This window comes from Pseudoalteromonas aquimarina (assembly GCF_049257255.1).
Lineage (GTDB): Bacteria > Pseudomonadota > Gammaproteobacteria > Enterobacterales > Alteromonadaceae > Pseudoalteromonas.
In genome coordinates, this window is the sequence record NZ_JBMMUG010000006.1 from 62411 (window position 1) to 74435 (window position 12025).

Annotated in this window: 15 protein-coding genes; 9 read left to right on the plus strand and 6 right to left on the minus strand. The window is 40.8% G+C overall.

The window, feature by feature from the left end; all coding sequences use genetic code 11:
• The first annotated feature begins 18 nt into the window (after positions 1-18).
• Complete coding sequence (locus AAEU29_RS15460) at positions 19-915, plus strand: DUF350 domain-containing protein (protein ID WP_421974157.1); 897 nt, start codon at positions 19-21, stop codon at positions 913-915.
• On the opposite strand, the gene AAEU29_RS15465 is transcribed toward AAEU29_RS15460, so the two are convergent.
• From AAEU29_RS15465 to AAEU29_RS15475, 3 genes are all read right to left on the minus strand, one after another.
• Positions 912-1358: a globin family protein gene (locus tag AAEU29_RS15465; protein ID WP_274761621.1), complete on the minus strand. Its 447-nt coding sequence runs from the start codon at positions 1356-1358 to the stop codon at positions 912-914. The genes AAEU29_RS15460 and AAEU29_RS15465 overlap by 4 nt on opposite strands.
• A gap of 83 nt (positions 1359-1441) precedes the next feature.
• Positions 1442-2458, minus strand: coding sequence for an ABC transporter permease (locus AAEU29_RS15470; RefSeq protein ID WP_421974158.1), 1017 nt, complete (start codon positions 2456-2458; stop codon positions 1442-1444).
• Positions 2451-3350, minus strand: a complete 900-nt coding sequence (locus AAEU29_RS15475; RefSeq protein WP_421974159.1) for an ABC transporter ATP-binding protein — start codon at positions 3348-3350, stop codon at positions 2451-2453. The genes AAEU29_RS15470 and AAEU29_RS15475 overlap by 8 nt, the downstream gene beginning before the upstream one ends.
• 73 nt (positions 3351-3423) lie before the next feature.
• Here AAEU29_RS15475 and rsmE point away from each other — a divergent pair, with 73 nt between their 5' ends.
• Genes rsmE through ruvX form a run of 4 tightly spaced genes read left to right on the plus strand, consistent with a single transcriptional unit; the run spans position 3424 to position 6215 of the window.
• The gene (rsmE, locus tag AAEU29_RS15480; RefSeq protein WP_421974160.1) at positions 3424-4167 is read left to right on the plus strand and encodes a 16S rRNA (uracil(1498)-N(3))-methyltransferase; all 744 of its coding nucleotides are present in this window, start codon (positions 3424-3426) and stop codon (positions 4165-4167) included.
• Between the two features lie 54 nt (positions 4168-4221).
• A complete protein-coding gene (gene gshB / locus AAEU29_RS15485) occupies positions 4222-5181 on the plus strand; it encodes a glutathione synthase (RefSeq protein WP_421974161.1) in 960 nt (319 codons plus the stop codon).
• 24 nt (positions 5182-5205) lie between these two features.
• The gene (locus AAEU29_RS15490; protein ID WP_421974162.1) at positions 5206-5775 is read left to right on the plus strand and encodes a YqgE/AlgH family protein; all 570 of its coding nucleotides are present in this window, start codon (positions 5206-5208) and stop codon (positions 5773-5775) included.
• Positions 5775-6215, plus strand: a complete 441-nt coding sequence (gene ruvX / locus AAEU29_RS15495) for a Holliday junction resolvase RuvX (protein WP_421974163.1) — start codon at positions 5775-5777, stop codon at positions 6213-6215. The genes AAEU29_RS15490 and ruvX overlap by 1 nt, the downstream gene beginning before the upstream one ends.
• An 8-nt stretch (positions 6216-6223) precedes the next feature.
• Here ruvX and AAEU29_RS15500 read toward each other — a convergent pair whose 3' ends face one another.
• Genes AAEU29_RS15500 through AAEU29_RS15510 form a run of 3 tightly spaced genes read right to left on the minus strand, consistent with a single transcriptional unit; the run spans position 6224 to position 9330 of the window.
• Complete coding sequence (locus AAEU29_RS15500; protein WP_421974164.1) at positions 6224-7120, minus strand: hypothetical protein; 897 nt, start codon at positions 7118-7120, stop codon at positions 6224-6226.
• Positions 7121-7134: 14 nt separating this feature from the next.
• The gene (locus tag AAEU29_RS15505; RefSeq protein ID WP_421974165.1) at positions 7135-8265 is read right to left on the minus strand and encodes a PilT/PilU family type 4a pilus ATPase; all 1131 of its coding nucleotides are present in this window, start codon (positions 8263-8265) and stop codon (positions 7135-7137) included.
• A 15-nt stretch (positions 8266-8280) separates the two neighbouring features.
• Entirely contained in the window at positions 8281-9330 is a 1050-nt protein-coding gene (locus tag AAEU29_RS15510) for a type IV pilus twitching motility protein PilT (protein ID WP_421974166.1), read from the minus strand.
• Between the two features lie 37 nt (positions 9331-9367).
• On the opposite strand from AAEU29_RS15510, the gene AAEU29_RS15515 reads away from it, so the two are divergent.
• The 4 genes from AAEU29_RS15515 (at position 9368) to AAEU29_RS15530 (ending at position 11969) form a co-directional block, all read left to right on the plus strand.
• Positions 9368-10054, plus strand: coding sequence for a YggS family pyridoxal phosphate-dependent enzyme (locus tag AAEU29_RS15515; RefSeq protein ID WP_421974167.1), 687 nt, complete (start codon positions 9368-9370; stop codon positions 10052-10054).
• A 23-nt stretch (positions 10055-10077) separates the two neighbouring features.
• Positions 10078-10899, plus strand: coding sequence for a pyrroline-5-carboxylate reductase (proC, locus tag AAEU29_RS15520; RefSeq protein ID WP_421974168.1), 822 nt, complete (start codon positions 10078-10080; stop codon positions 10897-10899).
• A complete protein-coding gene (locus AAEU29_RS15525; protein ID WP_421974169.1) occupies positions 10899-11435 on the plus strand; it encodes a YggT family protein in 537 nt (178 codons plus the stop codon). The genes proC and AAEU29_RS15525 overlap by 1 nt, the downstream gene beginning before the upstream one ends.
• Positions 11436-11528: 93 nt before the next feature.
• On the plus strand, positions 11529-11969 hold the full coding sequence (locus AAEU29_RS15530) for a DUF4426 domain-containing protein (protein ID WP_421974170.1): 441 nt from the start codon (positions 11529-11531) through the stop codon (positions 11967-11969).
• Positions 11970-12025 lie beyond the last annotated feature (56 nt).

Sequence of the window (12025 nt, forward strand, 5' to 3'; positions counted from 1 at the left end):
AAAAAGAACGCTATTTTTATGTCTTATATCACGCTCTCGAACGATCTTTTAGTCGCATTTGCCATTACCGGCTTATTAGTATTATTAGTGCTTATGGTGGTAAAGAAGCAATTACGCGCTTCAAGCTCTGATTACGACTTAATGAATGAACTCGCCAAGAAAGACAACTTTGCGATGGGCATCAGCTATGCCTCATCAATTTTCAGTATTATTTTAGTAGTGGGGTTTATCGCAAGAGAATTTAACCTTGCACAGTGGCAAGAAAGCCTACCTCATCTTGCCTTAGCACTCGCATTAGCATTGAGTTTTATCTGGCTAGGTAAGTGGATCCATAACAAACTTATTTTGGCAGACTTCAATGAAGCTAGAGCAATTGAAAAACGAAATATGTGCGCTGCATTAATAGATACTGGCGTATTACTGGCAAATTCAATCGTGGTATTAGGTTTATACAAATGGTCAAAAGCAACCAATTTAAATACCTTTCTTACCGATATTATTGCTTTTAGCGCGATTCAAATTGTTATCTTACTGCACACTCGTTGGCAAGAGCGAGGCTTTTCAGCAACTAACCAAGGTGCATCACTGCAAACCTATTTTGCCTATGATAATACCTCGCTAGGGCTTCGCTTTGCAGCCCGTATGATTGCGTTATCACTGGCGATATTTGCTGCATTGTCGAGCATTGAATTTATTCCAGGCAACTTTATCGACAACATCATTATGATTTTGCTGAATGTAATTGTATTTGTTGCACTGCATCAGATTACTGCATTTTTGGTACTTAAATTAGCGCTGCCAAAAGTGCAAACCAATATAGAGGTTGAGCAACAAGATAATATCGGCATTGCAAATATTGAACTTGCAGTGCATCTTGCAATTGGTATTTTGCTTATACGCTTATTCTCAATTTAGCCTTGTTCTGCTTTCCAAAGCGAAAAATTCGCATAGGGATAATCGGCGCCAGCCTGCATTACACTTGCAAGTAATGTGTAGGCGCCAACCCAAGCTTCTTTTGTTTGCACAGTGAAATCTGCACCTAAGCCCTGCTCTAGTGTCCAAAGCAGCGCTTCAGCAACGGGCTGGTAGTCGGGCATCGAGACGCCATAGGCAATATGACGTCGTCCTAATTGCCATACAGCCATCTCTAACTTATCAAGTTGCTTAAGCCCTCGCACCACAGTGGTTAAAATGGTGGCAAGCTTCTTTCCCTGCTCTTCAATATCGCCTTTAAACAAGGGTTTTAAGTGTGGCGCTATGGTAAATAAGCGCTGATAGAACATGGTGGTTGCGTCACTGGCAATCGGCACGACTTTTTCCCAAGACGATTGCACGAGTTCGATTTGTTGTGGCGTCATAGCATTATTATTTTGTTTTTGATAACAAAAGCCTAGTCCAGTTAGCTAAGAATACCAACTTGTACTGGGCGAAAATAAATAAGCTAACGTGTTTGCCCTTTCCAACGGAACAACAGCGAACCTAACAGCAAAAATAAGATACTCTGGCCAACTAAAATAAAAATTTGCGGTGCAATTTCAACAAAGCCTGCGCCTTCAAGCATGACCGCTCGTGCCCCAATCAACATTTGCGTAAGCGGGAAGATTTGCGAAATTGCTTGTACAAATGCGGGGCTACCTTCTAGGGAAAACCACACCCCAGATAACATCATCATCGGCCACGATACTAAATTTAAAATACCCCCCGTAAATTCTTCAGACTCCGAGCGACAGGCAATCAATAATGAAAGTGAAATAAGTGCAAAAGCACCTAATATGCAAAGCAGCAATAACCACCACATATTACCCAACAAATAAAAATCAAAGATAAAATTACAAGCGACAAAAATGCCTGAGGTGAGCGCAACCACTATCAGTAAGCGCGACACAATTTGCGCCGCTAAAAACTCAACAGGTTTTAATGGTGTTGCACTTAAACGCTTTAACACCGCATTTTTACGATAGCGTACAATCACATAACCTACACCATACAAGCATGAGAACATCATATTCATTGCTAAAATTCCGGGCACTACCCAATCTAAATAACGAATTTCCTGCCCTTCGATGGTCTCTTTGATAAACTCACTAGTGTGATGTTGTGTAGTTTCTGCAAGCAGCAGTTTTTCGGCAATATAGCCATTAGCTGAGCTTGCATTAACCCAATATTGGCTATCATGAAAACTCACTAATAAATCCAGTTTATGCTGCCTAAGCTTATCAATCGCATTTGATTTATCGCTATATTCAATAAATTCTAAATGTTTATACTGACTAATACTGTGCTGTTGCAAATCGCCTAAATAACCAATTTTAAACAAGGTTGGATTATCATTTTTAAAAATAAACGCAAAGCCAACCACTAACAAAATTGGGAAAGCAAGGTTCCAACCGAGCGCTGAGCGATCGCGGAAAAACTCGTAGTTTCGCGCCACAAGCACCGCTAAAAATCGTTTAAACATGTTGCGGCTCTCCTTCATTTTGTAGCGCATGCCCCGTTAATTTGAGGAACAAATCATCCAAATTAGCCGATTTAATTTGCAGCCCTTGCAATGAAATTTGCTGCGCTAACAAGCTCGCAATTGTGGTTTCGGTATCGTCGGTATGAATAAGCGCACTGTCTTGACTAAACTGCACATTGCTTATCTGATGTGATGGCGGCAGGTTCTCTTTCGGTAAAGAAATAAGCGCACCTTTAAAGTGTTCGCGTAATAGGTTTTCTGGGCTATTCATCGCTATCACTTTTCCCTTATCCATAATCGCGATTTGATCACATAAATACTCAGCTTCATCCATATAATGCGTCGTGAGTAAAATCGTTTTACCTTGTGCTTTTATGTCATTTACTAAATCCCAAAATAAGCGACGACTGTGGGGGTCAAGCCCCGTTGTCGGTTCATCTAAAAAGATAAGTTCTGGATCATTAATTAGTGCCAGTGCCAGCAATAAACGCTGTTTTTGCCCTCCAGAAAGTTTACGGTGATCTACATTAATAAAATCACTCAGCTGACATTGAGCTATTAAGGTTTCAAGAGGTACAGTTTTGCTATAAAAAGAGGAAAATAAATTAAGTGTCTCGCGCACCGTTAAATAATCTTGCAGCGCGGTATGTTGAAACTGAATACCTAATTTCTGAAAATCGTCACGGGTGATCTGCTCACCATTAAATAAAATTTCACCTGAGCTCGGGGTTAATATCCCTTCCAGCATTTCGATTGTGGTGGTTTTGCCTGCACCATTTGGTCCAAGTAACCCAAAGCAAGACCCTTTTGCCACTTTAAAATCGATTTTATCGACCGCATAAAAATCAGAAAACTGTTTGCTGAGCTGCTTTACTTCAAGAATTGTTGTCATAAGCGCCTTTAATACTTGCCTTTATTGATTGGCTTTTCATACCATATAAGCATATTAATCTTCGAGAGTCATTATGCGCATTCCCCATATTTATCAAGATGGTCCAATTGTTGTCGGCACAGAACTGCAACTTGGCGACGATGCCGCTGGACATATAGGCCGCGTTTTAAGAATGCAGCAAGGGCAACAGGTTAGCCTATTTAATGGCGAAGGCGGTGAATACCTTTGTACCATCTCACAAGCGAATAAGAAAAATGTGTTTGTGACGGTAGATGAATTTCACGATGTAAGCAGTGAATCACCGCTAAAAATCCATTTAGGCCAAGGGATTTCTCGCGGTGAAAAAATGGATTTTACCATTCAAAAATCGGTTGAATTGGGCATTACAGAAATCACCCCGCTTTTTAGCGAACGCTGTGGTGTTAAACTGCAAGGTGAGCGCCTTGATAAAAAGCACCAGCAATGGCAAAAAATTGCAATTGCTGCAGCAGAGCAGTCTGGCCGTAATTTTGTGCCAGTTGTTCATCCTCCTATTAAACTGGAGCAATGGCTTGCACAACTAACAGATGAAACCAAACTGACGTTACACCCGCGTGCCGAGCACAGCATTAAAACCATTGATAGCATCAGCAACTTCAATCGTCAGAACATGCGTTTTGTGGTTGGGCCTGAGGGAGGTTTTACCGATGGCGAAATCCAAGCAACGAAAGCTGCCAATTTTATCGACATTAAACTTGGGCCACGTGTACTTCGTACTGAAACCGCAGCGCTCACTGTTTTATCAGCATTGCAACTTGCTTATGGGGATTTAGCTTGATTTAAACCTTAAGCATCCCCATAACATAGAGAGTTGAAAATAAAGGAAACTAACATGACGATTAAGCTTGGCATTATTTCAGATCCCATTTCAGGATTTAATATTAAAAAAGACACCGGCTTCGCCATGATGCTCGAAGCGCAAAAACGTGGTTTTGAAATTCATTATATGGAAATGAATGACCTGTTTTTACGTGGTGGGCAAAGTTTCGCAACGTCGTCAGTTGCTACTGTGTTTGATAATACAGAAAAATGGTATGAACTTGAAGAGAAGCAAACAATCGCCCTTGCTGATTTAGACGTTATTTTAATGCGTAAAGATCCACCATTTGATACCGAATATATTTATGCTACTTATCTATTAGAGCGTGCAGAGCAAGCAGGTACGCTGGTTATTAATAAACCGCAAAGCTTACGTGATGCTAACGAAAAGTTATTTACTGCGTGGTTTAGTGAACATACCCCAGATACATTAGTAACGCGTGAGCAATCACATATCCGTGCATTTCTAGAAGAGCACAAAGACATTATTCTTAAACCGCTCGATGGCATGGGTGGTGCATCAATTTTCCGAGTTAAACAAGACGACCCAAACATTGGTGTTATTTGCGAAACACTTACTGCACACGGCAGCCAATATGCGATGGCGCAAAACTTTATTCCAGCAATTAAAGACGGTGACAAACGTGTGCTTGTGGTCAATGGCGAGGTAATTCCCTACTGCTTAGCACGTATTCCACAAGGCGGTGAAACACGTGGCAACCTTGCTGCCGGTGGCCGTGGTGAAGCACGTCCAATCACCGAAGTTGAGCGTAAAATTGCCGAAGCTGTTGCGCCAACATTAATTGAAAAAGGCCTTATTTTTGTTGGTCTAGACATTATTGGTGACAAACTCACCGAAATTAATGTAACAGCACCCACTTGTGTGAAAGAAATTGAAGCAGCTTATGATATTTCAATTACTGGTAAGCTATTCGACGCAATTGAGCAAAAACTAGCGCATACTAAAAGCTAAAGATAAGGCAAAAGGTGCTAATCGATGAGTAAGCAAACCGAGTCATTACAAAATACCTTTTTAGTTGCAATGCCAAACATGCCCGACCCACGCTTTAAACACAGTGTGACTTACATTTGTGAGCACAACGAAGATGGCGCAATGGGGCTTGTTATCAATCAACCAACCAATTTAACCGTTGGTGAATTACTCGACCAGATTGATATTGAAAATAACAAAATGGCAAGTAATAGCAGTATTGCGGTAATGTCTGGAGGACCGGTTCATACCGACCGCGGTTTTGTATTACACAGCAGCAAGCCTGGTTACAGCTCAAGCTCTGCCATCAGCTCTGAAATCATGATAACCACATCAAAAGATGTATTACATGAGTTAACAAGCCATGATGCACCTGATCAATTTCTCATTACGTTAGGCTATGCTGGCTGGGATCCCGGTCAGCTTGAGCGTGAGTTAATTGAAAATACCTGGCTTACTGTGCCAGCTGACCCAGAAATAATTTTTAACACCCCAGCGCATTTACGTTGGCAAAAAGCGATAGAAAGTTTAGGTATTGATGTAAATAAACTTTCGCTTTATTCAGGACACGCTTAATGAGTAAAAATCCAATAGGTCAACGCACCTTTATGGGCTTTGATTTTGGTACTAAAAGTATTGGTATTGCTGTAGGGCAAGAGGTATCGGGAACTGCAACGGCACTCAATGCATTGCCTGCGAAAGACGGTATTCCTAACTGGGATAATTTAAAGAAGATACTTGATGAATGGCAACCCGATCTATTAATTGTTGGCCTACCACTGAATATGGACGGCACCAATCAAGAGGTAACATTTAAAGCGAAAAAGTTTGCTAAACGTTTACATGGCATGTTTGGTTACAACGTTGAAGTGCAAGACGAACGTTTAACCACAGCAGATGCAAAGGCGCGCTTATTTGACCATGGCGGTTATCGCAATCTCGCCAAAGGCAAAGTAGACAGTATGTCGGCACAAATTATTTTAGAAAGCTATTTTGAAAGCCTTTATGGAGACTAAGCACTTGCTTAGTCTTTATTTATCAACTCACTATTTAACACTTTCACACTCCCTTCTTCAGGAATAAAACCCGCCTCAATATACGCAGATTTAATACGCTTTTGCTCGGCAAGAATAGCCAAACCTTTTTGCAGTGCAGCAAACGCCACTTCGCCATCAGGGTGGTTTTTACTCACTACAAAATGACGACTGTCGTTAAATGTAAGCGCGATACCAGGTACTGCTAGTAATTCAAGAGAATGCAATTTATAGCGATTATTTACTGCTGGCATAAAAGGCAGTAAAACAAAATCAGCCCACTTTTTATCAACTGCGCGAATTTGCTGCAACCACTCATCATCTTGGTATAGTTTTTTAAGCTTCAAGCTCTTAAGAGTTTCCCAATCTGCATGCCAGCGTGGTGTTGAAATTGACGAGAATTTTCTGAAGTCGTCAAGGCTATCAATAGCAAATACCTTACGGTTTTCAGGATGCGCAAATACGCCTGCTAGATATTCGCCTTTGCGAAACACAGGTTCTGAGATATAAGCATATTCAGCAATTTTTTCAGCATCAGCATACCAATAAGTATCAAAACTAAGCAGCTGTTTGCCACGCTCTAAAATATTGGTATTTCTGAGCGTGACTTTACCAACTTGGTAGTTAAACTCTTTGTTAAAGCCGCCAAGTTTAAGTGCTTGCAAAGCAAGCACCATATCCACTACATCACGGCGCATGCGATAACCTGTAAAAGAGGTAATTTCATGCACATCACGACCTGCAACAAACGCCTGAAAATCAACATACACATCATCTCTGATATACATATCAATCTCATTGGGTGCTTTTGCAGCATATGCAGCAAAACCTGTTAACAGATTAAATAAAATGAATACTAAAACTTTAAAACGGCATAACTTCAACATAGACGCTTCACTTACTACTGATTTTTATCTCCATCAAGACCATCAACAGTTACACCTTGTAAGAAGCCGGCACCCTGCTGTTCATTATTACGCAGCTTGATCATCAAACGTAAATCATTTGGCGAATCAGCATGATGCAGTGCATCCGCGTAATTAATACGGTGTTGCTGATAAAGATCAAAGAGCGCTTGGTCAAATGTTTGCATACCCATATCACGTGATTTAGACATGGTTTCTTTGATTGCACCTACCTCACCACGTTTAATAAGCTCTGCCACCATTGGCGAATTAAGTAATATTTCAATGGCAGCTGCACGGCCATGGCCGTCACTGGTAGGTACTAATTGCTGCGCCACAATAGCGCGTAAATTAAGTGCTAAATCGTATTTTAACTTGTCGTGTTTTTCTTTAGGTACTAAGTGCATAATACGGTCAATTGCTTGGTTCGCGTTATTGGCGTGCAGTGTTGCCACACATAAGTGACCTGTTTCAGCAAATGACAATGCATATTCCATGGTTTCTTGCGAGCGGATCTCACCAATCAAGATAACATCAGGCGCCTGACGAAGAGAACTTTTCAGCGCAGATTCAAAACTATCAGTATCAAGCCCCACTTCTCGCTGAGTTACAATGCTCTTTTGGTGTTCGTGTACGAATTCAATTGGGTCTTCAATAGTTAAAATATGCCCACGTTGATTACGGTTACGATAGCCTAAAAGCGCTGCTAGTGATGTAGACTTACCGGTACCTGTACCACCCACAAATAGCACTAAACCACGTTTTGACATAATCACGTCTGTTAGTACTGTCGGTAAACCAAGGTCTTGTACCTCAGGAATAGTGGTTACAATACGACGAATAACCATACCCGCATTATCACGTTGCCAAAAAGCGGATACACGGAAACGACCTGAATCACGTGCAATCGCGAAGTTACACTCTTTAGTTTCGTGGAACTCTTTAATTTGCTTTTCCGTCATAGCCGATTCAACCATAGCAAGTGCTTCATCTTCAGATAAATCAGCTTGGCCAATTGGACGTAATTCACCATTTACTTTGGCACTTACCGGTAGATGTGTTGAAACGAATAAATCCGATGCTTCGTTCTCTACCATTTGTCTTAAAAAATGATCAAGATTGTACATAAATACCTCTACAAACTATCGAGCACCTGCCCCGAAGTTATTCTTATCATGCGCTTTTGCATAAGCATCTTGCTGTGTAATTAAACCGCGGTTAAGTAGATTAGCTAAACACTGATCCATCGTTTGCATACCATGCGATGCACCCGTTTGAAGCGACGAATACATTTGCGCGATTTTGTCTTCACGAATAAGGTTACGAATCGCAGGGGTACCAATCATAATTTCGTGCGCCGCAATACGTCCGCCACCTACTTTTTTCACAAGGGTTTGTGAGATTACTGCGCGTAATGATTCAGAGAGCATTGAACGTACCATGTCTTTCTCTTCACCTGGAAATACGTCAATAATACGGTCGATGGTTTTTGGCGCAGAGGTGGTGTGAAGTGTGCCAAACACTAAGTGACCCGTTTCTGCTGCCGTCATTGCAAGGCGAATGGTTTCAAGGTCACGTAATTCACCAACCAGAATAACATCGGGGTCTTCACGCAGCGCTGAGCGAAGCGCATTGCTAAAGCTGTGCGTATCTCGGTGTACCTCACGCTGGTTAATTAAGCTTTGTTTGTTGTTGTGTACGAATTCGATTGGATCTTCGATAGTTAAAACGTGGTGATGCTTGTGCGCATTAATGTAATCGATCATTGCAGCAAGTGTGGTTGACTTACCCGAACCTGTAGGCCCTGTTACCAACACTAAACCACGCGGGTTGTTTGAAATATCTTTAAAAATCTCAGGGCATCCTAAGTCTTCAAGGGTTAAAACCGTGCTTGGGATAGTACGAAATACAGCTGCTGGACCACGGTTTGAATTAAAGGCATTAACACGGAAGCGCGCTAGGTTAGGAACTTCGAAAGAAAAGTCACATTCTAGGTTTTCTTCGTATTCTTTTCGCTGCTTATCATTCATAATATCATACACTAAGCCGTTTACGTCTTTTGGTCCAAGTGCGGGGATATTAATTCGTCTTACGTCGCCATCAACGCGGATCATAGGTGAAACACCTGATGATAAGTGTAAATCTGATGCATTATGTTGCACACTGAATGCCAGTAATTCAGTAATGTCCATTGGATTGCTCCACTAAGTTACTTATTTGAATAATTATATGATTACAATAGCAGAACGACTTAAAATAGCCTATGACAGAATCGCAAAAGCGATAAAAAATTCTCACATTTCAGGGCAAAAAGTGGCTTTATTGGCGGTCAGTAAAACAAAGCCTAGTACTTTAATCCGAGAAGCCTACCATGCAGGTCAGCGTCAATTTGGCGAATCATATGTGCAAGAAGCCGTGGATAAAATCAATGAGTTATCTGAATTAAACGATATTGAATGGCATTTTATCGGCCCTATCCAATCAAATAAAAGTGCACTTGTAGCAACTCATTTTGATTGGGTACAAAGTGTTGACCGTATCAAAATCGCCAGACGACTTAATGAGCAACGCCCGCAAAATAGCGCCAAATTAAATATCCTTATCCAAATTAACATTGATGATGAAGACACAAAATCAGGTTGCACAATTGACGAATTACCCGAAATTGCCGCCTTTGTTGCCAATGCAGAGAATTTAGTACTGCGTGGTGTAATGGCAATACCAAAGAAAAGCGAAGCAACCAGCGAGCAACAAGCCAGCTTTGCCAAACTTCACGGTTGTTTTACAGAGTTAAAATCCCAATATCCAACTATAGATACGCTTTCAATGGGCATGAGCAACGATGTTGAAGCTGCCATCAGTCAAGGCAGTACCATGGTGCGAATTGGCACAGATATCTTCGGCCCAAGAAACTAACTTAACACTAAAAGAGAGTCCTTATGTCACAAAAAACCATTGCATTTATTGGTACCGGAAATATGAGTTACGCCATTATTGGCGGTCTTGTTAACAGTGGCTTCAGCCCAGATCATATTATCGCAACCAACCGCAATGCAGAGAAATTGGCTAAAGTTGGCGATGACTTTGGTATTCAAGTTACTAGCGATAATATTCAAGCCATTAATCAAGCAGATTTTGTTGTGCTCTCGGTTAAACCACAGATGATGGAAGCGTTATGTCAAACAATTAAAGATTCTGGCATCGCTTACCAAGACAAAGTGTTTATCTCCGTTGCTGCGGGTATTAAAGTTGCACGTTTACAAGAGATGTTAGATCACCCAGTTAAAATGATACGCTGCATGCCAAATACGCCAAGCCTTCAAGGAAAAGGCGTTAGCGGGTTATTTAGTAACAATACGAGCGATGAAGAAAGACTGTTTGCAACTGAAGTATTCAGTGCAACCGGTATTGTCATGTGGCTTGATAAAGAAGAGCAAATTAACGATATCATTGCAGTAACAGGCTCATCACCTGCTTATGTTTTCTTATTTTTAGAAGCGTTAGAGCAAAAAGCTATGTCACTTGGTTTTGATGCCGAGCAAGCCCGCCAATTAGTACAACAGGTAGCAGTGGGTGCTAGCGATATGGTGGCAAAATCTCCTGACTTATCAATCAGTCAGTTACGTGCTAATGTTACTTCAAAAGGTGGCACAACGGCCGCGGCCATTGCGCATTTAGAGCAGCAAAACTTAGCACAAACAGTTGCAGATGCGATGGATGCGTGTATCGCTCGCGCACAACAAATGGAGCTAGAATTCTAATGAATGATGCATTTCGATTTTTAGTCGAAGTCATTTTTGACTTGTATTTAATGGTAGTTTTACTGCGTTTTTGGCTGCAAACAGCACGCGCCGATTTTTATAATCCGCTCAGTCAATTTGTAGTAAAAGCCACCAGCCCGTTATTAAACCCTATTCGTAAAGTAATACCTGGACTTGGCGGTTTCGACCTTGCATCCTTGGTACTTGCTTTTATTATTGCCGGTTTAAAAATCACCACGATTTCACTGCTTTTCTTCTCGGTGTTTGAGCCGGTAACTGTGCTTATTGGTAGCGTGATTACAGTAATAAAAGAAGGCTTAAATTTAGTATTTTGGGTATTAATTATCCGCGCTATTTTAAGCTGGGTAAGCCAAGGCTATAATCCAATTGAAGCTATTTTCCACCAGCTAACAGAGCCAATGCTTCGTCCAATTCGCAAAATTATTCCGCCAATTGGCGGGTTAGATTTATCGATTCTTATTTTAATTATCGGATTACAGTTCTTACAAATCCTATTCCTTGATTTATTTAGATAAAAACGAATAAATTCAGGTAGAATAAAAAAGCCGCAGAGTGCGGCTTTTTTGTCATCTATACTAATATTAATTTTTCCATTTAAGGGGCGAATTATGAAAACCCTCATTTCACTTTGTTTAGCATGTTGTGCATTTATAACCACAACTGTTTTCGCCAATACCGAACAAGGTGGTCAATATAAAGAGCTTGGCAATTGGCAAGTACATTACATTGCGTTTCCATCAACTGTTTTACAACCTAAAATAGCTCAGCACTACGGTATTGAACGAAGCAATTATAATGCTGTTATCAATATTTCAGTGCTCGATAAAAAAAGCAAAGAAGCGCAAAAAGTAAGTATTTCTGGCACTGCAAAAAATTTATTGGGGCACACAGAAAAGCTCTCTTTTAAAGAGATTGTTGATGGTGAAGCCATTTATTACATTGCCGAGCTTGGCTATAGCAATGAAGAGCTTTATCGCTTCAACCTTGATATTAAAGGACAAAACAAAACTGAAGTATTGAAGTTTCAACAAAAATTCTATGTTGACTAAAACTTTAGTAAACACCTTAGTTTAAACATTAAAAAAGCGCCTTTCGGCGCTTTTTT

Coding starts and splice junctions, on each gene's coding strand:
- AAEU29_RS15515 (WP_421974167.1), top strand. CDS start 9,368: ATGATTACAATAGCAGAACGACTTAAAATAGCCTATGACAGAATCGCA.
- AAEU29_RS15505 (WP_421974165.1), bottom strand. CDS start 8,265: ATGTACAATCTTGATCATTTTTTAAGACAAATGGTAGAGAACGAAGCA.
- AAEU29_RS15530 (WP_421974170.1), top strand. CDS start 11,529: ATGAAAACCCTCATTTCACTTTGTTTAGCATGTTGTGCATTTATAACC.
- AAEU29_RS15465 (WP_274761621.1), bottom strand. CDS start 1,358: ATGACGCCACAACAAATCGAACTCGTGCAATCGTCTTGGGAAAAAGTC.
- AAEU29_RS15525 (WP_421974169.1), top strand. CDS start 10,899: ATGAATGATGCATTTCGATTTTTAGTCGAAGTCATTTTTGACTTGTAT.
- AAEU29_RS15475 (WP_421974159.1), bottom strand. CDS start 3,350: ATGACAACAATTCTTGAAGTAAAGCAGCTCAGCAAACAGTTTTCTGAT.
- proC (WP_421974168.1), top strand. CDS start 10,078: ATGTCACAAAAAACCATTGCATTTATTGGTACCGGAAATATGAGTTAC.
- ruvX (WP_421974163.1), top strand. CDS start 5,775: ATGAGTAAAAATCCAATAGGTCAACGCACCTTTATGGGCTTTGATTTT.
- AAEU29_RS15490 (WP_421974162.1), top strand. CDS start 5,206: ATGAGTAAGCAAACCGAGTCATTACAAAATACCTTTTTAGTTGCAATG.
- AAEU29_RS15510 (WP_421974166.1), bottom strand. CDS start 9,330: ATGGACATTACTGAATTACTGGCATTCAGTGTGCAACATAATGCATCA.
- AAEU29_RS15470 (WP_421974158.1), bottom strand. CDS start 2,458: ATGTTTAAACGATTTTTAGCGGTGCTTGTGGCGCGAAACTACGAGTTT.
- AAEU29_RS15500 (WP_421974164.1), bottom strand. CDS start 7,120: ATGTTGAAGTTATGCCGTTTTAAAGTTTTAGTATTCATTTTATTTAAT.
- gshB (WP_421974161.1), top strand. CDS start 4,222: ATGACGATTAAGCTTGGCATTATTTCAGATCCCATTTCAGGATTTAAT.
- rsmE (WP_421974160.1), top strand. CDS start 3,424: ATGCGCATTCCCCATATTTATCAAGATGGTCCAATTGTTGTCGGCACA.
- AAEU29_RS15460 (WP_421974157.1), top strand. CDS start 19: ATGTCTTATATCACGCTCTCGAACGATCTTTTAGTCGCATTTGCCATT.